Genomic DNA, 22,701 nt, shown 5'->3' with positions numbered 1-22,701 from the left:
ACCCGGCCGCCCGCCCGCGGACCCGCAGCGGCCCGCCCCGCAGGAACAGCCCCCGGCCCCCGCGCCGCAGGGGTGGGGCGAGGAGCACCACCGGCCCGCAGCGCCGCCGCCGTACCCCGGGCAGCACCCGGGCCAGTACGGGTACACGCCGCAGCCGCCGGCCCCGCAGCCGCCGCCCTACGACCCCTACTACTACGCGCGCCCGCCCGCGCACCCCGGCCACCAGGGGCCGCCGCCGGCGCCCCAGGGGTACGGACAGCAGGGTTACGGCCACCCGCAGGGCGAGTACCCGGCCCCGCCGCCGCAGCCCTACCCGCCGCACCCGATGATGGCCTACCAGCACCCGTACCCGGCGCCCTACCAGCCGCCGGGCTACCTCTACCCGGGCCAGCCGGTCATGTACCCGAGCCAGTTCGGGCAGCCGGTGCAGCACGTCATCGTCTTCACGCCCGGCCAGCAGCCGCAGGTCATCACCGCCGACGCCGTGGCCTCCACGCTCGTGCCCGAGCGCACCGAGTCCGACCGGCGCGAGGAGAACCGCTCCGACGAGCGTGCGCTCACCACCGCCGAACCGCGTGAGGAGAGCGAGGAGCAGGAGAGCGCCGAGAAGGCCGGCACGGAGCAGGCGCAGGCCGAGCCCGCCCAGGAACAGCCCGAGGCGGCGCCGAAGCAGCAGGCCGAGCCGGCCGCCGGGGCACCGGCCGCCCCCGGGCGCAACGAGACCCCGGTCTCCCGCATCGGGGCCGACCCCGACCTGCTCAACGAGGCCCTGGCCGGCCTGGCGATGCGCGACCTGTCCCTGGTGGACGCCCTGCTGGAGATGGTCGAGGCCCTGGAGACCGACGCCCAGGACCCCGACCTGCTCGACCAGCTCTTCCAGATCGACAACTACGCGACCCGTATGCGACGCAACGGGGAGAACTTCCTGGTGCTCACCGGCCACGACGGCGGCGCCTCCGACGCCCACGACGAGATCGTCCCCCTGCTCGACGTCGCCCGTGCCGCGAGCTCCGAGATCAAGGACTACCCCAGGGTCCGCATCGGCACCCTGCCGCAGACCTCGGTCACCGGTCTGGCCGCCGACGACGTCTCCCACCTCCTCGCGGAGCTGCTGGACAACGCCACGGCCAACTCCCCGGAGCACTCGCCGGTCACGATCAGCGCCCAGGAGATGGACGACGGACGCCTCATGCTCGTCGTCGAGGACGAGGGTGTGGGCATCCCCGACCGCCAGCTCGCCGACCTCAACGAGCGGCTGAGCGGCGAACCCGTCCTGGACGACGAGGTCCTGCGGCACATGGGCCTGTACGTGGCCAGCCGGATCGCGCACAAGCACGGGTTGGAGACCCGTCTGGAGTCCCGCTCCTACCGCGGCGTCAGCGCCTACGCCATCATCCCGAAGGACCTGCTGCGCGTGGCCACCCCGCGGACCATGACCGACGAGCGGGCCTCCTCCTCCACCCCGTCCTCGACGGTCGCTCCGGTGGTGCCCATGAAACCCACGGGTCCGGTCCCGCACCAGCCGCCCACCGGCGCCGACCAGGCCGAGGGCGGCAACTCGGCGGTCACCTCCGCCGGTCTGCCCCGGCGCAGCGCCACCCCGCACGGTTCGCCGCTGCGGATGATGCCGCGCCCCGAGCACACGCCCGACAACCCGCCGCCGGCCCGGGACGACACACCGCCCAAGCTCACCGGCGAAGCACGGGCCGAACAGATCCGCGACGAGCTGGGCGACTTCTTCGACGGGGAACGTGCCGCCCGCGACGGAGAGGAGCTCGACGGCGGCGAATGAGTACCGCGTCCGCCGAAGCAGCCCGGGTGTGCGAGCACACCCCCGACCCCCATCGAGAACGACACTCGGCCGAGGACAGGTAGAGCACTGCGATGACTGAACCCGCAAACGACAGCGTTGAGAACTTCTCCTGGATCATCGATCGGTTCGTCCGGGACGTACGCGGTGTGGAGCACGCCGTCGTCGTCTCCTCGGACGGGCTGGTGCTGACGCACTCCAGCGACTTCCCCGAGGAACACGCCGAACAGCTCGCCGCCATCGCCAGCGGACTGCACAGCCTGGCCGTGGGCGGCGCCGGACTCTTCCAGCGGGGCGAGTGCGAGCAGCTCCTGGTCCGTTTCAACCACGGGCACCTGTTCATCATGGCGATCAGTGACGGCTCCTGCATGGCGGTGCTGACCGCCCCCGGGACCGAGTTGAAGATCGTCGGTTTCCAGATGGCCAAGCTCGTGGAGAACGTCGCCCACGTGCTCACCCCGCAGCTGCGATCGCAGTTGCGCGAAGTCATCCAGAACTGACGACCGTGGCCCGCGAGGCTTGGCAGGAATGAGGTTGCCGCGGCTATGAGCTTCCGCAGGCGAAGGAGTAACCGTGTACGTCCGTTCACCTTCACGGGTGGGCGTACCCGGTCACGGCATCCGCTGATGGTGCAGACCCTGGTCTCGACGTCCGAGCCTGGGCAGGAGCCTCCTGGCACCCTCATGCCGGAGTCGATCAACATCTACAAACTGTGCCGGGAGACGAGGTCGCTCGCCGAGGTGTCGGCCGAGCTCAACATCCCCCTGGGCGTGACACAGGTTCTGATCAGTGACCTGGCTGAACAGGACCTGGTGTACATCCACCCGACCATCACCGGCAGCAGTCCGTCCGAAAACCAGGTTCTGGAGAGGGCTCTTCGTGGTCTCGAACGACTTTTCCAGTGACAAGCGGTCCAATCGAAAGAAGATGTCGAGCAAGATCGTCATCGCCGGGGGCTTCGGCGCCGGCAAGACGACCTTGGTGCGCTCGGTTTCTGAGATCCCGCCCGTCACGACCGAAGCGATCATGACCGAGGCCAGCGTGCCGCACGACGACACCTCGGTCACCCCGGACAAGACGACCACCACCGTCGCGATGGACTTCGGTCGCATCACGATCGACGACGAGCTGGTCATGTACATGTTCGGTACACCCGGCCAGGCGCGGTTCTGGTTCATGTGGGACGACCTGGTCCGCGGGGCCGTGGGCGCGGTGGTCGTGGTCGACTGCCGCAGACTCGCCGACTCCTTCGACGCGGTCGACTACTTCGAGACCAACAAGCGCATCCCCTACATCGTGGCGCTCAACAAGTTCGAGGGCCAGCTCGACTACACGACCGAGCAGGTGAGGGAGGCGCTGGAGGTCAGCCCGGAGGTGCCGATCATCGACTTCGACGCCCGCAACCGGCTCTCCGGCGGCGAGGTGCTCAAGACCCTGCTCAGGTACGCCCTGGAGCACAACCGCACGACCGAGCCCGTCGCCTGACGGGCGGGGCCCGGAGCTCCCCCTGACCCCGTAGGTTTCCAGGAAAGTAAGCGACACATGCGCAAGATCCTTATCGTCGGCGCGGGCCACGCCGGTCTGCATCTGGCCCACGGGCTCCTGAGCCATGGCTACGACGTCACGGTGATCACGGGGCAGTCCTCGCAGGAGATCCGGACCGGCAAGCCCTCCATCTCTCAGTGGACCTTTCCCACCGCGTTGGAGCACGAGCGCGCGCTCGACCTCGACTTCTGGAGCGCCCTGTCCCCGCAGGTGCGCGAGCAGAAGCTGTTCTTCGTACCCCAGGACCGCGAGCACCAGTCCCACCTGGTCGGCAACGCCAGCGCGGGCAACGGCTACATCGTCTCGGTGGACCGCCGGGTGAAGATGGCCGACTGGTTGGAGTCCTTCGAGGACCGCGGCGGGAAGGTCGTCATCCACGGGGTCACGGTCACCGACCTCGACTACTTCTCGCGGATGTTCGACCTGATCATCGTGGCGGTCGGCCACGGTGAGCTCGGTCAGCTCTTCGACTACGACACGAGCCGGTTCAGCGGGACCCGTCCGCGGGCGCTCGCCCAGGCCTACGTCTACGACCTGTGGCCCGACCCGGGGGAGTCGGAGAACATCGGTTGGGCCGCCGCCACGGAGGAGGCGGGCAACATCCTGCTGTTCCCCTGCCTGACGCAGGAGGGGCCGGCGCACAACCTGCTCATCGTGGACAAGAAGGGCGGGCCGATGGACGCCTGGCCCGACCGTCCCGGCCCCGAGGAGCAGCTGCGCCGGATGAAGGACCTGATGCGCAAGCATCTCCCGGAGTTCTTCGAGCGCACCAAGGACGCGGTCCTGGTCGACGGGCCCAGCACCCGGATCGAGGACCTGACCCCGCAGGTGCGCAACCCGGTGGGGCGCCTGCCCTCCGGCGGGCTGGTTCTGGGCATGGCCGACGTGGTCGTCACGATGGACCCGTTCGTCGGGCAGTCCTGGAACAACTCGACCCGGTGTGCGGAATCTTACCTGCAGAGCATCCGGGACCACGGTGACAAGGCGTTCGACGAATCGTTCCTGGTCAACGCGTTCGACCGTTTCTGGGAATTCGGCCATCACAATCAGGAGTGGGCGGAGTTCGCCTCCACGATGTGGGACGGGGACAACCCCGAATTCCTCGGTCACATGATGATGGCGGCGACGCAGTACCGCGAGATCGCCGACCGGTGGATCCAGGGCTGGGACGACCCCTCCGATTACCAGAACTGGATGTTCGACCAGGGAGAAGCCCTGAAGTACATCGCGGAGGTGAAGGCCCGGCACGGCGACTGAGCCCGCCTCCCGCAGCCTCCGGTGCGCGGCGCCCGGTGCCCCTGGGGCATCGGGCTTGTCGTGTTGCGGGTGAACATTCGATTAAGCCATATCCGCTAATGGTGTCGGAGAAGAACCGAAACCTCGCTTTCCGTTGTCACACGGGTGAGTGGACAGCTACGATCCTTCGATTGATGCCTCTTCGAGCCACATGGTGACGCATGGGTCCTGTGTTGCGTTTGTAGGGTTTTCGTCTGAAATGAAGATCGGTCACCCCGCCGGCCGCCCAACGCTTCGGAGGGTTTGTCGTGTACTCGCACCCAGCGCCAACGCACAGCGGCACTGAGGCCCACACGTGCATCTGCACGCGCGCGAGCGGAGGGCGGCAGTGAGCAACCCCGAGCACGCCCCCGGCTCCCAGGGCACCCCCGACGCACCCGTCGCCGTGGTCGGCATCTCCTGCCGGCTGCCCGGTGTCTCCACCCCCGAAGCCTTCTGGCGCCTGCTGTGCGAGGGGCGCGAGTCGATCGTGCCGCCCCCCGAACGGCTCGGTGAGCCCTCGCCCGAGCGCGGCCTGCGCTGGGGCGGTTACCTCGACCGGGTCGAGGACTTCGACGCCGCCTTCTTCGGGATCTCCCCGCGCGAGGCCCTGGCCATGGACCCCCAGCAGCGGCTCATGCTCGAGCTGAGCTGGGAGGCGGTCGAGAACGCGCGCACCGCGCCCGAGGCCCTGCGCGGCACCAACACCGGCGTGTTCACCGGCGCGGTCTCCTCCGAGTACGAGCGCCTGCTCGCCGGGGCGGCCACGCACCACACCCACACCGGGACCCAGCGGGGCATGATCGCCAACCGGGTCTCCTACACGCTCGGTCTGGGCGGGCCCAGCCTCACCGTCGACAGCGGGCAGTCGTCCTCGCTGGTGAGCGTGCACATGGCCATGGAGAGCCTGCGCCGCGGCGAGTGCGACCAGGCCCTGGCCGGGGGCGTGAACCTCATCCTCACGCCCGAGGGCACCGAGAACATCGAGCTCTTCGGCGGGCTCTCGCCCGACGCCCACTGCTACACCTTCGACGCGCGCGCCAACGGGTACGTGCGCGGCGAGGGCGGTGCCGTGGTCGTGCTCAAACCCCTGGACCGCGCCCTGGCCGACGGCGACCGCGTGCACGCCGTCCTGCGCGGGGGAGCGGTCAACAACTCCGGGCAGACGTCCTACCTCGCCCGCCCCGACACCGAGGGCCAGATCGAGGTCGTGCGCGCCGCCCACCGCCGCGCGGCCGTCGACCCCGGACAGGTCGGCTACGTCGAACTGCACGGCACCGGAACGCCCGCGGGCGACCCGGTCGAGGCCTCCGCGCTCGGCGAGGTCTTCTCGCCCGCCCGCGACGAGGTGCTGCGCGTCGGGTCGGTCAAGACCAACATCGGCCACCTGGAGGGCGCCGCCGGTGTCGTGGGCCTGCTCAAGGTCGTGCTGAGCCTCTCGCACGGCCAACTGCCGCCCACCCGCAACTACGCCACCCCCAACCCCGCCATCGACCTGGAGTCGCTGCGCCTGCAGCCCCAGGTCGAGCGCGAGGCCTGGCCGGCCGAACGCCCGCTGGCCGGGGTCTCCTCCTTCGGCATGGGCGGCACCAACTGCCACCTCGTGCTCGCGCCGCCCCCGCCGCAGTCGCCCGAGGAGGCCGGCCCCGGGCTGGGCGAGAACGCCCTGGACCCGGTCCCGTGGGTGCTCTCGGCCCGTTCCGAGGCGGCCCTGCGCGCCCAGGCGTCGGTCCTGCACTCCTACGTCTCCCAGCGCTCGGGCCTGCGCGCCGAGGACATCGGGTACTCGCTGGCGACCACCCGCTCGACGATGGAGCACCGCGCGGTGATCCTCGCCCCGGGCGCGAGCGGCACACGCGAGCTCGACTCCGTGCGCCCCAGTGGCCCGGTCGACCCCGAACGCCACCGCCTCGGCCCGGTCATGGTCTTCCCCGGCCAGGGCGGCCAGTGGGAGGGCATGGCCCGCGACCTGCTCGACGCCCGCGGCCCGCTGCCGGAGGTCTTCACCGAGCGCCTGCGCGAGTGCGAGCGCGCCCTGGACCCCCACGTCGACTGGTCCCTGACCGCGGTGCTGCGCGGCGAGCCCGGCAGCCCGGCCTACAGCGGCCCCGACGCCCGCGTGGACGTGGTCCAACCGGTCCTGTGGGCCGTGATGGTCTCCCTGGCCCGGGTCTGGGAGACCATGGGCGTGCGCCCGGCCGCCGTCATCGGCCACTCCCAGGGTGAGATCGCCGCCGCCTGTGTGGCGGGGGTCCTGAGCCTGGAGGAGGCCGCCCGCGTCGCCGCGCAGCGCAGCCGGGCCCTGACCGCCCTGGCCGGTTCCGGAGGGATGGCGTCCCTGGGGATGTCGCGCGAGCGGGCCGAGGAGCTGGTCGCGCGCGTCGACGACCTGCACCTGGCCGCCGTCAACGGGCCCGAGTCGGTCATCGTCTCCGGCAGCCCCGCCGCCGTGCGCCGGGCCGTGGACCACTGCGTCGACAACGGTCTGCACGGCGCCCTGGTCGACGTCGACTACGCCTCCCACTCCGGCCACGTCGAAGAGCTGCGCGAGGGCCTGCTGGAGCGCCTGCAGGGCCTGAACCCGCAGCCCGGGACCGTGCCCCTGCTGTCCACCCTCACCGGCGAACCCCTGGGCGAGGGCGGCCCCGCCATGGACGGCGGTTACTGGTACCGGAGCCTGCGTGGGACCGTCCGGTTCGCCGAGGCCGTCTCCGCCGCCGTCGAGGCCGGCCACACCGCGTTCGTCGAGGTCGGACCGCACCCGGTGCTGTACCACGGCATCCGCCACACCCTGGAGGACGCCGGGCTCGACGGAACCGTCCTGGCGACCCTGCGCCGCGGCCAGGGAGACCAGGGCCGCCTGCTCACCGCGGCCGCCGAGGCCCACACCTCCGGTCTGGACGTGGACTGGGGCACCCTGCTGCGCGGCGCCGGCGCGCGCCGTGTCGACCTGCCCACCTACCCGTTCCAGCGCACCCGGTTCTGGCCCGAGACCGTGCCCGCGGCCCCGGCCACAGCGCCGGCCGCGCCCCGTGCCCAGGCCCCGCAGCAGGCCCCGGGCGGGGACGGCTCCACCGTGGACGCGCTGGGCCTGGTGCGCACCCTCAGCGCGCAGGTCCTGGAGATCGACGCCCTCACCGAGGCCGACGACACCCGGGCCTTCCGTGACCTGGGTTTCGACTCGATCATGCTCATGGAGCTGGCCGACCTCATCGAGGACGAGACCGGGTACCGGCTCGAGGACACCGACCTGTTCGACCAGCCCACCCCCGGTGACCTGGCCGGCTTCCTCACCGAACAGCTCGGCGAGGCGGCCGAGGGCCTGGCCGCACCGACCTCCGGCGCCGCACCCGCGCGCACGTCCGCTCCGGCCCCGGTGCTCATGCCCGCCACGGCCCGCACCGCACCCGAGGACGACCCGGTCGCCATCACCGCGATGTCCTGCCGCCTGCCCGGCGGCGTGCGCTCGCCCGAGGCGCTGTGGTCGATGGTCGAGAACGGCACCGACGCGACCGGCGAGTTCCCCGACAACCGGGGCTGGGACCTGGACCGCCTCTTCCATCCCGAACAGGGCAGGGCCGGGCACACCTACACCCGGCGCGGCGGGTTCCTGCACGACGCCGACCAGTTCGACGCCGCCTTCTTCGGGATCAGCCCCCGCGAGGCCGACGCCATGGACCCCCAGCAGCGGCTGCTCCTGGAGACCTCCTGGGAGGCCGTGCAGCGGGCCGGGCTGACCACCGACGAGCTGCGCGGACAGCAGGTCGGGGTGTTCGTCGGCGCGATGCCCACCGAGTACGGGCCCCGCCTGGCCGACCCGGGTGCAGGCACCGACGGCGGGTACCGGCTCACCGGCAGCACCCTGAGCGTGGCCTCCGGGCGCATCGCCTACGTGCTGGGCCTGCGCGGTCCCGCCCTGACCATCGACACCGCCTGCTCGGCCTCCCTGGTCGCCCTGCACCAGGCGGCCGCCGCGATCCGCCGCGGCGAGTGCGCCATGGCCCTGGCCGGCGGCGCGACCGTCATGGCCACCCCCGGTATGTTCCTGGAGTTCTCCGCCCAGCGCGGGCTCTCCGCCGACGGCCGCTGCCGGGCCTTCGGTGCCGGCGCCGACGGCACCGCCTGGGCCGAGGGCGCCGGCATGCTCATGCTCGAGCGCGCCTCCCAGGCCCGCCGCGCCGGCCGCCCGGTCCTGGCTCTGCTGCGCNCAGCGCGGGCTCTCCGCCGACGGCCGCTGCCGGGCCTTCGGTGCCGGCGCCGACGGCACCGCCTGGGCCGAGGGCGCCGGCATGCTCATGCTCGAGCGCGCCTCCCAGGCCCGCCGCGCCGGCCGCCCGGTCCTGGCTCTGCTGCGCGGCAGCGCCGTCAACTCCGACGGGGCCTCCAACGGGCTCACCGCACCCAACCGGGAGGCGCAGGAGCGCGTCATCCTCTCCTCCCTGGCCTCGGCCGGCCTGGCCCCCCACGACGTCGACGCCGTCGAGGCGCACGGGACCGGGACCCGCCTGGGCGACCCGATCGAGGCGCGCGCCCTGATGTCCGTCTACGGGGCCGGCCGCGGCGAGGCGGGCCTGCCCGACCTGCGCCTGGGCTCGCTCAAGTCCAACGTCGGCCACACCCAGGCCACCGCCGGTGTCGCCGGGGTCATCAAGATGGTGCAGGCCCTGCGCTTCGGCCGCCTGCCCCGCACCCTGCACGTGGACGAACCCACCGGCGAGGTGGAGTGGTCCGACAGCGGGGTGCGCCTGCTCGCCGACACCGAGGACTGGCCCGACACCGGGCGCCCGCGCCGGGCCGCCGTGTCCTCCTTCGGCATCAGCGGCACCAACGCCCACGTGGTGCTGGAGGGCGTGGCCGAGGAGGGCGCCCCGGTCATCGTTCCGGACGACCCCTTCGAGCGGTCCCGCCACTGGATCGTGCCCGCGGCCGCCGAACCCGAGCCCGCCCCCGAACCGATCCTGGGCGAGGGCCTGGAACTGGTCTCCGGGGACACGGTCTTCGCCGGGTCCCTCGGCGCCGCCGACCACCCCTGGCTGCGCGACCACCGCCTGTGGGGCCGCACCGTCGTCCCCGGGACCGCGTTCGTGGAACTGGCCGCGCACGCCGGCGTGCGTGTCGGCGCCCCCGTGGTCGCCGACCTGACCCTGGAGGTGCCCCTCACCCTGCCGCGCGCCGCGAGCGTGCCCGTGCAGGTGAGCGTGAAGGCTCCCGGACGCGACGGGAACCGCGAGGTCGTCGTGCACTCCCGCGGACCCGGCGAGAGCGCCTGGACCCGCCACGCCGGTGGAACCCTGGCCCCCGCACCCGGCACCGCCGACGCCCTCGAGGGCCCGCTCACCGAGTGGCCGCCGTCCGGGGCCGAGGAACTCCCGACCGAGGGCGGGTACCCGGCGCTGGCCCGCCGCGGCTACCAGTACGGTCCGGTCTTCCGCGGCCTGGAGCGCGCCTGGCGCGACGGGGACGACCTGTGGGCCGAGCTCGCCCTGCCCGACGGCGGGGGAGAGGTGCCCTTCCACGGTCCGCACCCCGCCCTGTTCGACGCCGCCCTGCACGCCCCGATCCTGCACGGGGCCGAGGACGACGGCGACCTGCTGGTGCCCTTCACCTGGGACGGTGTGCGCACCCACGCCGACACCGCCCCCGACCGGCTCCGGGTGCTGGCCCGGCCCCTGGGCGGCGGCCGCTACCGGCTCCGCGCCTGGGACACCGGCGGGCGCCCCGTGCTGTCGGTGGGCGAGCTGTCCCTGCGTCCCCTGGCCGCCGGTGCCCTGCCCGACGACACCGACGAGGAACCCGGCCTGTACCGGCAGGAGTGGCGTTCGGTCCGGGTCCCCATGCCCGACTCCCACCTGCCCACGGGCCTGGCGAGCCTGGACTCGCTGTCCGAGGGCGACCCCGTCCCCGACGTGGTCTTCGCCGAACCGCCCGCCCGGGCCGTCTACGTCGAGGACGACGCTCCGCCCGCCGCGGTGCGCCAGGGCCTGGAGTGGGCGCTGGAGACCGTGCGCACCTGGCTGTCGGACGAGCGCAACGAACACGCCCGCCTGGTCCTGGTGACCTGGCACGCCGTCTCCACCGGCCCGGACGACGAGCTCACCGGCCTGGCCGCCGCCCCGCTGTGGGGTCTGCTGCGCGCCGCCCAGCGCGAGCACCCCGGGCGTCTGGTCCTGGTCGACTCCGACGGGTCCGAGGAGTCGCACCGCCTGCTCACCGCCGCCGTCGGCCTCGGTGAACCCCAGGTGGCGCTGCGCCAGGGCGCGGCCATGGTCCCGCGTCTGGCCCCCGAGGAGACCGCCTCCGCCGGGGCCGCCTGGCGCCTGGACACCCGCGAGCCCGGGACCCTCACCGAGGTCGTGCCCGTGCCCGCGCCCGAGGCCCTCGCTCCGCTGGGCCCGGGCGAGGTGCGTGTGTCCGTGCGCGCGGCCGGCGTCAACTTCCGCGACGTCGTGGTCGCCCTCGGCCTGGTCGAGGGCGAGAGCGGCATGGGGATCGAGGGCGCCGGAACGGTGACCGGGGTCGGTCCCGGTGTGGAGGGCCTCGCACCCGGCGACCGGGTCATGGGCATGTTCGACGGCGCCTTCGGCCCGACCGTCGTGGCCGACCGCCGCCGCCTGGCACGGGTCCCCGACGGGTGGACCCTGGAGGAGGCGGCCGCCGTCCCGGTCGTCTACCTCACCGCCTACTACGCGCTCGTGGACCTGGCGGCGATCCGCCCCGGCGAGAGCGTCCTGGTGCACTCGGCCGCCGGCGGTGTCGGCCAGGCCGCGGTGCAGCTGGCCCGCCACATGGGGGCGAAGGTCTTCGGCACGGCCAGCCCGCACAAGTGGGAGGGGCTCACCCGCCTGGGACTGACCGAGGCGCGGCTGTCCTCGTCCCGCACCCTGGAGTTCGCCGAGAGGGTGCGGGAGGCCAACGACGGCCAGGGCGTGGACGTGGTCCTCAACTCCCTGACCGGCGAGGCCGTCGACGCGTCCCTGGCGCTGCTGCGCTCGCCCAACGACGGGCAGGGTCCCGGCGGGCGGTTCGTGGAGATGGGCAAGACCGACATCCGTGACGCCGAGTGGGTGGACGCCCACTACCCGGGCCGCGGCTACCAGGCCTTCAACCTGCCCGACGTCGACCCGGTCCGGATCGGGCAGATGCTCGAGCGGATCCTGGAACTGTTCGACTCGGGCGCGCTCAGTCCCATGCCGCTGAGCACCTTCGGCATCGGGGAGGCACGCGAGGCCTTCCAGACGCTGCAGCGCGGCGAGAACGTCGGCAAGACCGTCCTGACCGTCCCGGCGCCCTTCCCCGAGGAGGGCACCGCGCTCATCACCGGCGGCACCGGCACCCTGGGCCACGTCATGGCCCGCCACCTGGTGACCGCCTACGGGGTGCGCCACCTGACCCTGGTCAGCCGGGGCGGCGCCGACACCCCGGGACAGGACGGACGCACACAGGAACTGCGTGACCTGGGCGCGGAGGTGGACGTGCGCGCCTGCGACGCCGCCGACCGCGACGCCCTGGCCGGCCTGCTCGACTCCCTGCCGCACCGGCTCGCCGCGGTCGTGCACACCGCGGGCGTGCTCGACGACGCCACCGTGCTCGGCCTCGACGCCGAACGTGTGGAGAAGGTCCTGCGCCCCAAGGTCGACGCGGCCTGGAACCTGCACGAGCTCACCCTCGACCGGGAGCCCGGCGCGTTCGTGCTGTTCTCCTCGGCCGTGGGCACGCTCGGCAACCCGGGCCAGGCCAACTACGCCGCAGCGAACGTCTTCTGCGACGTGCTCGCCCAGCACCGCCACGAGCAGGGCCTTCCGGCCACGTCCCTGGCCTGGGGCCTGTGGGAGGAGGCCAGCGGCATGACCGCCCACCTGGACTCCGGCGACCTCGACGTGCTGGGCCGCGGCGGGCTGCTTCCCATGCCCACCCACAAGGCCCTGGCGCTGTTCGACTCCGCGCTGGTCTCGGGCAGCCCGGTGCTCATGCCGGCCCTGCTCGACCTCGTGGACGGCCCCGACCTGCCGCTGCTGCGCGAGCTCGACCGGCCCGAGGGGGCGCCCGCCCCCGCCGAGGAGGAGGGCCCGCGCCTGTCCGCGGAGGTGCTCGAACCCCTGGGCCCGGACGAGCGGCGCCGCCGCCTGCTCACCGAGGTGCGCAACGAGGCCGCCGTGGTGCTCGGGCACGACCCCGACTCCGGGGAGGCCCGCGTCCCGGCCGAACGCCCCTTCAAGGAGCTCGGTTTCGACTCCCTGACCGGGGTGGAACTGCGCAACCGGCTCGGCGCGGCCGTCGGCACCCGGCTGCCCGCCACCGCCGTCTTCGACCACCCGACGCCGCGCGAACTCGCGCTGCTGCTGGACGAACTGCTCTTCCCGCCCGTCCCCGAGGCCGACCCCGAGCCCGAGGAGGAACCGGACACCGGCGGGATCGACGAGATGGACGTGGACGACCTGGTCAGCCTCGCGCTGCAGGGACAGAGCGCCGCACCCGGCGAAGGGGCCGGCGACGACGGCTGGTGAGCCGCCGCCCCGACCGGGGCGGTGAAGGAACGACCGAGCAGGAACCCCGCGGCCGCGGCCACCCCCCGGCCGCGCCGTGCCCAGGACGCAAGGAGAAGTGGCGATGAGTGCCGACGAGGGGCGACTGGTCGCAGCATTGCGCAGCGCGATGAAGGAGAACGCCCGGCTGCGCGAGGAACGCGACCGAGCCGAGCAGAACACGCAGGTGGCGGTCACCGCCATGGCCTGCCGCCTGCCCGGCGGGGCCGACACCCCCGAGGCCCTGTGGGACCTGGTGGAGGGCGGCGGCGACGCCGTCGGCCCGCTTCCGGACGACCGGGGCTGGCCGGAGGACACCGACGGCCCGCCGCGCTCGGTCATGCGGGAGGGCGCCTTCCTCGACCGGGCCGGGGACTTCGACGCCGGTTTCTTCGGGATCTCCCCGAAGGAGGCCCTGGCCACCGACCCGCAGCAGCGCCTGCTGCTGGAGACCTCGTGGGAGGCGATCGAGCGCGCCCGCCTCGACCCGACGTCCCTGCGCGGCACCGACACCGGCGTCTACGTCGGCCTGACCGCCCAGGAGTACGGGCCGCGCATGGCCGAGTCCACCGACGACGGGCTCGCCCTGACCGGGACGATGGCGTCGGTGGCCTCCGGGCGCATCTCCTACACCCTGGGGCTGCACGGGCCGTCGCTGAGCATGGACACCGCCTGCTCCTCCTCCCTGGTCGCGATCCACTCGGCCGTGCGGGCACTGCGCGGGGGCGAGTGCTCGATGGCCCTGGCCGGGGGCGCGGCCGTCATGAGCAGCGACGGTCTGCTCGTGGAGTTCACCCGCAAGGGCGGGCTCTCCCCGGACGGGCGCTGCCGGGCCTTCGGTGCGGGCGCCGACGGCACCGGGTTCTCCGAGGGCGCGGTCGTGCTGGTGCTGGAACGCCTGGCCGACGCGCGCGCGGCCGGGCGCCCCGTGCTGGCCGTGGTCCGGGGCAGCGCCGTCAACTCCGACGGGGCCTCCAACGGGCTCACCGCGCCCAACGGCCCCGCGCAGGCGCGCGTGATCCGGGCCGCACTGGACGACGCCGGCCTGGAACCCCACGAGGTCGACGCGGTGGAGGCGCACGGGACCGGCACCACGCTCGGCGATCCCATCGAGGCGCAGGCGGTCGTGCGGGTCTACGGGGGCCGGCGCGACGAACCCCTGCTCCTGGGCTCGCTCAAGTCCAACATCGGGCACGCCCAGGCCGCCGCCGGGGCCGCCGGCGTGGTCAAGGCCGTGCAGTCGCTGCGCCACGGGGTCTTCCCGTCCACGCTGCACGCCGACGAGCCCACCCCGCACGTGGACTGGGAGGACAGCGGCGTCGCCCTCGCGCAGTCCAACCACACCTGGGGAGAGGGCCCGCGTCCCCGGCGGATCGCGGTGTCCTCCTTCGGCATCAGCGGCACCAACGTGCACCTGGTGCTGGAGCAGGCCGTGGAGGAGCGTTCCGCCCCCGAACCGGCCGGCGGCCCCGACGCGGCCGAGCACGGCCCCGCCGCCGGGCAGGCCCCCGGACACTTCGCGGCGGTGGCCGAACCCGCCGCGGAGGCCCCCGAGGAGCAGGCCCCGGTCCCGACCGGCGGCCCGGTGTCCTGGCCGATCTCCGCGCGCAGCGGCCTCGCCCTGCACGGGCAGGCCGTGCGCCTGCTGCGCCACCTGGAACGCACCCCCGCCGAACCCCGCGACGTCGCCCTGTCCCTGGCCACCACCCGCGCCCGACTGGAGGAGCGCGCGGTCGTCGTCGGCGGTGGGCCGGACTCCCTGCGCCGCGGGCTGCGCGCCCTGGCCGCGGGCGAGTCCGACCCCGGCGTGGTGACCGGTTCGGCGGACGGGGCGGGCCCCACCGCGTTCCTGTTCACCGGGCAGGGTTCCCAGCGCCCCGGCATGGGCCGCGAGCTGCACGCCGCCCACCCGGTCTTCGCGCGCGCCTTCGACGAGGTCGCCGCCGAGTTCGACCGCTACCTGGAACGCCCGCTCACCGAGGTGATGTGGGCAGAGCAGGACACCCCCGAGGCCGACCTGCTGCACCGCACCGGATGGGCCCAGGTCGCCCTGTTCACGTTCGAGACCGCCCTGTACCGGCTCCTGGACTCCTGGGGCGTGCGCCCCGACTACGTGGCCGGGCACTCCATCGGCGAGATCACCGCCGCCCACGTGTCCGGGGTGCTGACCCTGCCGGACGCCGTGCGCCTGGTCGAGGCGCGCGGCCGCCTCATGCAGGCCCTGCCCGGGGGCGGGTCCATGGCCGCGGTGCAGGCCCCGCCCGAGCAGGTCGAACCGGTCCTGGCCGAGGCCGCCGAACGCACCGGTGCGCCGGTCGCGCTCGCCGCGGTCAACGCGCCCGGTTCCGTGGTGGTCTCCGGCGGCGCCGAGGCGGTCGCGCACGTGGCCTCCGTCTTCTCCGAGCGCGGCCACCGCACCCGGCACCTGTTGGTCTCGCACGCCTTCCACTCCCCGCTCATGGATCCCATGCTCGAGGACTTCGCGAAGGTCGCCGGGCAGGTGCAGCTGCACGCGCCGGTCCTGCCGCTGGTGTCCAACCTCGACGGCGGGCGGGCCGGCGACGAGGTCTGCACCCCCGAGTACTGGGTGCGCCACGTGCGCGAACCCGTGCGCTTCGCCGACGGCGCGGCCCACCTGCGCCGCGAGGGTGTGACCGCGTTCGTGGAGGTCGGCCCCGACGCCGCCCTCACCGCGATGGTCCAGCCCGGAACCGGGGAACAGCACCGCGCCGTCGCCCTGCAGAGCCGGCTGCGCCCGGAGACCGACGCGCTGGCCACCGGCGTCGCCGAGGCGCACGTGGCCGGGGTCCCGGTCGCGTGGGAGGCGCTCAACGCCGGCGCCCGCACCGTCGACCTGCCCACCTACGCGTTCCAGCACCGGCGTTTCTGGCTGGCCACCGCCCCCTCCGGCACGGTCGCCCCGCCGGTGGAGGAACCCGCGGAGGAGGCACCGGCCGTGCCCGCCCTGCGCGCCCGGCTCGCCGGGATGTCGCCCGCCCTGCGCGAGGAGGAACTGCTGCAGACCGTGCGCCGCGAGAGCGCCGTCCTGCTCGGCCACACCGGCGCCCAGGACGTGCCGGCCGACCGGGGCTTCCTCGACCTGGGCTTCGACTCCCTGGCCGCCGTGCGCCTCGGTGCCCGCCTGGGGCAGATGACCGGCCTCGAACTGCCCAGCACCGTGCTCCTGGACCATCCCACCCCCCGGGCCGTCGCCTCGCACCTGTCCGAGGAGATCGCCGCCGACACCGGCGGCGCCGGCCCGACCGTCCCCGACACCGCTGCCGCCGGCGACACAGAGTCGGCCGCCGAACCCGAGCCCGGCCACGGCGACGAGGAGGTCGACGGCATGGACGTCGACGACCTCGTGCGCATGGTCTACGACAACTGAGCCGGAGGAAACGCATGACGGAGACGACGGACAGCAACGACAAGGTCGTCAAGGCCCTCCGCGACTCGGTGAAGGAGGTCAAGCGCCTCAAGAAGGAGAACCGGCGCCTGACCGAGTCCTCCCGCGAACCGGTCGCCGTGGTCGGCATGGGCTGCCGCTTCCCCGGCGGTGTACGCACCCCCGAGGACCTGTGGAAGCTCGTCGACGGCGCCACCGACGCGGTCGGGGACTTCCCCACCGACCGCGGGTGGGACCTCGACGGGATCTTCGACGACGACCCCGACACCCCCGGCACGACCTACGCCCGCCAGGCCGGGTTCCTGTACGACGCCGGCGAGTTCGACGCCGCCTTCTTCGGGATCTCCCCGAAGGAGGCCACCGCCATGGACCCGCAGCAGCGCCTGCTGCTGGAGACCGCGTGGGAGGCGGTCGAACGCGGCCGCCTCGACCCGGACTCCCTGCGCGGCAGCGACACCGGCGTCTACGTCGGCATCACCGCGCCCGACTACGGCCCGCGTGCCAGCCACGCCGAGGACGGCCTCGAGGGCCACCTCGCCACCGGCACCGCCACGAGCGTGGCCGCCGGCCGGATCTCCTACACCTTGGGCCTGGAGGGGCCCGCGATGTCGGTGGACACCGCCTGCTCCTCCTCCCTGGTCGCCCTGCACTCCGCCGTCACCGCGCTGCGCCGCGAGGAGTGCACCCTGGCGCTGGCCGGCGGCGCGACCGTCTTCTCCGACCCCGGCGCGTTCCTCTCCTTCAGCCGCCAGCGCGCCCTCTCGCCCGGCAGCCGCGCCAAGGCCTTCGACGCCTCCGCCGACGGCACCGCCTGGTGCGAGGGCGCCGGCATGATCCTGCTGGCCCGGCTCAGCGACGCCGAACGCCTCGGCCTGCCCGTGCTCGCCGTGGTCCGCGGCACCGCCGTGAACCAGGACGGCGCCAGCAGCGGCCTCACCGCACCCAACGGCCTGGCCCAGCGCCGCCTGCTGCGTTCGGCCCTGGCCGACGCCGGGCTCGCCGGGGCCGACGTCGACGCCGTCGAGGCGCACGGGACCGGGACCCCGCTGGGCGACCCGATCGAGGCGCGCGCCCTCATGGACGTCTACGGCCGCGGGCGCCCCGCCGACCGGCCCCTGCTCCTGGGTTCGCTCAAGTCCAACATCGGCCACAGCGTCGCCGCCGCGGGCGTGGGCGGGCTCATCAAGTCCGTCATGGCGCTCAACCACGACCGGGTCCCGCCGACGCTGCACCTGAACGAACCCACGCGCGAGGTCGACTGGTCCCCGGGCACGGTGCTGCCCGTCGCCGAGCACACCCCGTGGCCCGAGGTGGACCGCCCGCGTGTGGCAGGGGTGTCCTCCTTCGGCATGAGCGGGACCAACGCCCACGCCCTGCTGGAACAGCCGCCGTCGGCCCCGGCCGAGGGATCCGGGACCGCCGAGCGTTCCGGGCACACCGGCCCGGTCCTGTGGCCGCTGTCCGCCCACACCCCCGACGCGCTCTCCGCTCAGGCCCGGCGCCTGCTCGACCACCTGGAGGCCCACCCCGGGCTCGACCCCGCCGCCGTCGGCCACACCCTGGCCACCGCACGCGCAGGGCTCGACCACCGCGCCGTGGCCGTCTCCGCCGACGACACCGAACGCCGCGAGGCCCTCGCCGCGCTCGCCCGCGGGGAGGATCACGACGCCCTCGTGCGCGGGCGCGCGGGCAACGGCCACCGCGTCGCCTTCGTCTTCCCCGGCCAGGGCGGCCAGTGGCCCGGCATGGTGCGCGGCCTCCTCGAGGACTCCCCGCGCTTCGCCGCGCACATCGACGAGTGCGAGAAGGCCCTGACCCCCTACGTCGACTGGTCGCTGACCGAGGTGATCCGGGGCGGCCCCGACGCGCCCGACACCGGCCGCATCGACGTCGTGCAGCCGGCCCTGTTCGCGGTCATGGTCTCGCTGGCCAAGCTCTGGGCCGACCACGGCCTGACCCCCAGCGCGGTCGTCGGCCACTCCCAGGGTGAGATCGCCGCCGCCCACGTGGCCGGTGCCCTGACCCTCGACGAGGCCACCCGCATCGTCGTGCGCCGCGGCCGGCTCTTCGGCCGCATGTCCGGCAGCGGCGGCATGGTCGCCCTGTCCCTGCCCGTGACCCGCGTCGAGGAGATGCTGGAACGCTGGGAGGGCCGCATCGAGGTCGCCGTCGTCAACGGCCCCAACGCCGTCGTGGCCGCGGGCGACGCCGACGCCGTCACCGAACTCGTGGCCGTGTGCGAGAAGGAGAGCATCCACCACCGGCGCATCGACGTGGACGTGGCCTCGCACTGCCACCACATCGTCCCGTTCGAGGACGACATCCTGAACAGCCTGCGCGGCATCGAACCCACCACCGCCGAGACCGGGTTCTACTCCACCGTCACCGGCGAGGCCTTCGACACCGCCGGCCTCGACCCCGCCTACTGGTACCGCAACCTGCGCGGGAGGGTCCGGCTCGAGGAGGCCGTGCGCTCCATGAGCGAGGACGGCTACACCGCCTTCGTCGAGGTCGGCCCGCACCCCGTACTCTCCTACGGCGTCGCCCAGACCCTCGAGGACACCGGCATCGAGGGCACCGCCGTGCTCTCCACCCTGCACCGCGACCACGGCGGCACCGACGGGTTCGCGACCTCCCTGGCCCGCGCCCACGCCCACGGCCTGCCCCTGGACTGGGACACCGTGCACCCCGGGGCGCACACCGTCGACCTCCCGACCTACGCGTTCGAGCACCGCACCTTCTGGCTCGCCCCCACCGGCGGCGGGCGCGCCCTGTCCGCGGAGGGCATCGACGAGGCCGGCCACCCGCTGCTGGGCGCGCGCACGCAGCTGCCCGGCGCCGGGGGAGAGGTCCTGACCGGCCGCATCGGGCCCGACACCCACCCCTGGCTCACCGACCACGGCGTCTCCGGGACCGTGCTCCTGCCCGGCGCCGCGTTCTGGGAGATGGTGCAGCACGCCGCGGCCCCCGGGGAGAGCGTCGCCGACCTGACCCTGCACACCCCGCTGCCGCTGCCCGGCCGCACCCGTGTGCAGATCACCCTTTCGCCCCCGGAACCCTCCGGCAACCGCACCGTGCGTGTGCACTCGCGCCCCGAGGAGGCCCCCGACGCCGCCTGGACCGAGCACGCCACCGGCCTGCTCGTCCCCGCCGAAGCGCCCGCGCCCCGGGCCCTGACCTCCTGGCCGCCGGAGGGCGAAGCGGTCGACCTCGACGGGCTCTACGCCGGTCTGGCCGAGCTCGGGTACGAGTACGGTCCCGCGTTCCAGGGACTGCACGGCGCCTGGCGCGACGGCGACACCGTGTACTCCGAGGTCGCCCTGCCCGAGGCGCTGCGCGGGGACGCCGCCGGCTACGGCCTGCACCCCGCGCTCCTCGACGCGGCCCTGCACACCGTCTCCCTGACCACCGACGCCGGGGTGCGCCTGCCCTTCGCCTGGACCGACGTCACCCTGTACGCCGAGGGCGCCACCGACCTGCGCGTGCGCGTGCGCTCGCTCGACGAGGACGAGTACACGCTCGACCTGTTCGACCCGGCCGGACAGCCGGTCGCCTCCATCGCGTCCCTGGCCGTGCGCCCCCTGCCCGAACGCATCGACCTGGGTGCGCCCGACGACCTGTACTCCCTGGCGTGGAACCCGGTGCAGCCGCGCATCACCGGGCTGCCGAACCTGACCGTGATCGGCGACGACCGGCTCGGCCTGCGCGCCCACCTGGACGCCGTGCACGAACCCGACCCGCGCGCCCCGCTGCCCGCCGGCACCACCGCGGTGCTCGGCCTCGGCGGCGACGGCGGCGCCGACCCGGAGAACGCCCGCCGCACCACCCGCGACCTGCTCGCCCTGCTCCAGGGATGGGCCGACGACGACACCCGCGAGGACACCCCGCTGGTCGTGCTCACCCGCCGCGCCGTCCCCGTCCTGCCCGGCGAGGACGTCACCGACCTCGAGCACGCGTCCCTGTGGGGGCTCGTGCGCGCCGCCCAGACCGAACGCCCCGGCCGGTTCGTCCTGGTCGACCTCGACGACACCGCTTCCGGCGCCCCGCACCTGGCCGCCGCCCTGGCCACCGGGGAGGAGCAGCTGGCCCTGCGCGGGGGCACGCCGCACGTGCCCCGCCTCGTGCGCGCCGAGACCGCCGCGCCCGAGGAGAGCGAGGGGGAGGGCCCGACCGACCTGTCCGGCGGGACCGTCGTCGTCACCGGTGCCACCGGCACCCTGGGATCCGAGGTCACCCGCCACCTCGTGCGCAACCACGGCGCCCGCGACCTGCTCCTGCTCAGCCGGAGCGGCCCCGACGGCCCCGCCGCGCAGGAACTCTCCTCCGCCCTGGAGGGACTGGGCGCCCGCGCCGACTTCGCCGCCTGCGACGCCTCCGACCCCGACGCCCTGCGCATCGCGCTGGCCCGGGCCGAGAGCCCCGTGGTCGGCGTCGTCCACCTGGCCGGCACCCTCGACGACGGCGCCCTGGCGTCCCTGACCCCCGACCACGTCGACCGGGTCATGGCGCCCAAGACCGACGCCGCCCTCCACCTGCACCGGCTCACCCTCGACCAGCCGGTGAAGGCGTTCGTCCTGTTCTCGTCGGCCTCCAACGTGCTCGGCAGCCCGGGCCAGGCCAACTACGCCGCCGCCAACGCCGTCCTGGACGCCCTGGCCCACCACCGCCGGGCCCACGGCCTGCCCGCCACCTCCCTGGCCTGGGGCCTGTGGGCCGAGCGCGGCGGCATGAGCGCCCACCTGGACGCCGCCGACCTGGCCCGGCTCTCCCGCATCGGCATGGCCCGCCTCCTCGGCACCGACGAGGGGCTGCGCCTGATGGACCACGCCCTGGACCTCCCGGCGCCCTACTTCATGCCGATGCCCGTGGACACCGCCGGCCTGCGCTCGCGCGCCGAACGCAGCGGCACCGTCCCACCCGTGTACCGCGCCCTGGTGCCACCGCCCCGGCGCCGGGCCGCCAAGGCCGCCGAGTTCGACGTGGCCGCCCTGCCGCCCGAACAGCGCGCCGACGCCCTCCTCGACCTCGTGCGCTCCGGAACCGCCGACGTCCTGGGCCTGCCCGGGCCCGCCGACGTGCCGGCCGACCGCGACTTCCTCGAGTTGGGCCTGGATTCCCTCACCGCAGTGCAGCTGCGCGGCGACCTGAGGGAGGCCACCGGCGTGCGCCTGGCCTCCGGGGCGGTCTTCACCCACCGCACCCCCGAGGCGCTCGCCCGGCACCTGGACTCCGAGCTGCCCTCCGGGAACGGCGGCGCCCCGGCACCCGCGGCCCCCGAACCCGCCGGGGCCGAGGCCGGGCTCGACGGGGTGGTCGCCCTGTTCCGTGACGCGTGCGTGCGCGGCCGGATCGACGACGGCATCACCCTCATCCGCGCGGCCGCCGCGTTCCGGCCCGCCTTCACCGGGCCCGAGGACTACGGCACGCCCCCGCGTCCCGTGGAGGTCGCCACCGGGCCCGCACGCCCGCGGCTGATCTGCCTCCCGTCGCTGGTCATGGTCTCCGGGGTGCAGGAGTACGCCCGCTTCGGCGGCGCGCTCAAGGGCGAACGCGACACCACCGTGCTGCCCCAACCCGGGTTCGCGCCCGGCGAGCCCCTGCCCGCCACGCGTGAGGCCGCCGTCGACCTCCAGACACGGGCCGTGCTCGACCTGGCCGGGGACGACCCGTTCGTACTGGTCAGCCGTTCCTCCGGCGGGTGGATGGCCCACGCGGTCGCCGAACGCCTCCAGCGGGGCGAGCACGCACCCGAGGCGGTCGTGCTCATGGACACCCCCACCCCGCAGGACCGCACCACCATGCCCGTCATCGAGTCCGGCGTGGTCGAACGCGAACGCCGCTTCGGCCTCATGGACCCGGCCCGCGTCACCGCCATGGGCCGCTACCTCGAACTGTTCGCGGACTGGACCCCGGGCGAGCTCACGATGCCGCTGCTGCTCGTGCGCCCCGAGGAACAGGTGCGCGACGGCGACGGCAACCCCGTCGGCGGCCCGGACTGGCGCTTCGACTGGCCGCGCGAGCACGTGCCCGTCGACGTGCCCGGCGACCACATCTCCATGCTCGAGGAGCACGGCCCCACCACCGCCGAGGCCGTGCACACCTGGCTGGCGCAGAACCTCTGACCGGGGATCTTGCTACCAGAG

At 74.2% G+C, this 22,701-nt stretch carries 7 protein-coding genes and 2 pseudogenes; all 9 read left to right on the top strand.

Annotation, left to right across the window (positions count from 1 at the left end; all coding sequences use genetic code 11):
• A partial coding sequence (locus tag IDM40_RS19190; RefSeq protein ID WP_235997748.1) for a sensor histidine kinase occupies positions 1-1,792 on the top strand: 1,792 nt, incomplete at its 5' end.
• Positions 1,793-1,884: 92 nt separating this feature from the next.
• Positions 1,885-2,310, top strand: coding sequence for a roadblock/LC7 domain-containing protein (locus tag IDM40_RS19185; RefSeq protein ID WP_017576361.1), 426 nt, complete (start codon positions 1,885-1,887; stop codon positions 2,308-2,310).
• 45 nt (positions 2,311-2,355) lie between these two features.
• Positions 2,356-2,715 carry a DUF742 domain-containing protein gene (locus IDM40_RS19180; protein WP_083931873.1) on the top strand — a complete coding sequence of 120 codons (360 nt, stop codon included), beginning with the start codon at positions 2,356-2,358 and terminating at the stop codon, positions 2,713-2,715.
• Between the two features lie 22 nt (positions 2,716-2,737).
• Positions 2,738-3,295, top strand: coding sequence for a GTP-binding protein (locus IDM40_RS19175; RefSeq protein ID WP_193123396.1), 558 nt, complete (start codon positions 2,738-2,740; stop codon positions 3,293-3,295).
• Positions 3,296-3,352: 57 nt separating this feature from the next.
• Positions 3,353-4,612, top strand: coding sequence for a styrene monooxygenase/indole monooxygenase family protein (locus IDM40_RS19170; RefSeq protein ID WP_193123395.1), 1,260 nt, complete (start codon positions 3,353-3,355; stop codon positions 4,610-4,612).
• Between the two features lie 367 nt (positions 4,613-4,979).
• A pseudogene (locus tag IDM40_RS29010) lies at positions 4,980-8,822 on the top strand (type I polyketide synthase); the annotation flags it as partial.
• Positions 8,823-8,883: 61 nt separating this feature from the next.
• Positions 8,884-13,134: pseudogene (locus IDM40_RS29005) on the top strand (SDR family NAD(P)-dependent oxidoreductase); the annotation flags it as partial.
• 103 nt (positions 13,135-13,237) lie between these two features.
• The gene (locus IDM40_RS19145) at positions 13,238-16,540 is read left to right on the top strand and encodes a type I polyketide synthase (protein ID WP_193123394.1); all 3,303 of its coding nucleotides are present in this window, start codon (positions 13,238-13,240) and stop codon (positions 16,538-16,540) included.
• Between the two features lie 14 nt (positions 16,541-16,554).
• Complete coding sequence (locus IDM40_RS19140) at positions 16,555-22,680, top strand: type I polyketide synthase (protein ID WP_193123393.1); 6,126 nt, start codon at positions 16,555-16,557, stop codon at positions 22,678-22,680.
• Positions 22,681-22,701: the final 21 nt, after the last annotated feature.

This window comes from Nocardiopsis coralli, assembly GCF_014892575.1.
Taxonomy (GTDB): domain Bacteria; phylum Actinomycetota; class Actinomycetes; order Streptosporangiales; family Streptosporangiaceae; genus Nocardiopsis; species Nocardiopsis coralli.
Note: the sequence above shows the minus strand (reverse complement) of the source record. Positions and strands in the feature narration are given on the sequence as shown.

Bases quoted from the DNA above. Each gene is read 5' to 3' on its own strand.
- IDM40_RS19185 (WP_017576361.1), top strand. From the start codon at position 1,885: ATGACTGAACCCGCAAACGACAGCGTTGAGAACTTCTCCTGGATCATC.
- IDM40_RS19180 (WP_083931873.1), top strand. From the start codon at position 2,356: ATGAGCTTCCGCAGGCGAAGGAGTAACCGTGTACGTCCGTTCACCTTC.
- IDM40_RS19175 (WP_193123396.1), top strand. From the start codon at position 2,738: ATGTCGAGCAAGATCGTCATCGCCGGGGGCTTCGGCGCCGGCAAGACG.
- IDM40_RS19170 (WP_193123395.1), top strand. From the start codon at position 3,353: ATGCGCAAGATCCTTATCGTCGGCGCGGGCCACGCCGGTCTGCATCTG.
- IDM40_RS19145 (WP_193123394.1), top strand. From the start codon at position 13,238: ATGAGTGCCGACGAGGGGCGACTGGTCGCAGCATTGCGCAGCGCGATG.
- IDM40_RS19140 (WP_193123393.1), top strand. From the start codon at position 16,555: ATGACGGAGACGACGGACAGCAACGACAAGGTCGTCAAGGCCCTCCGC.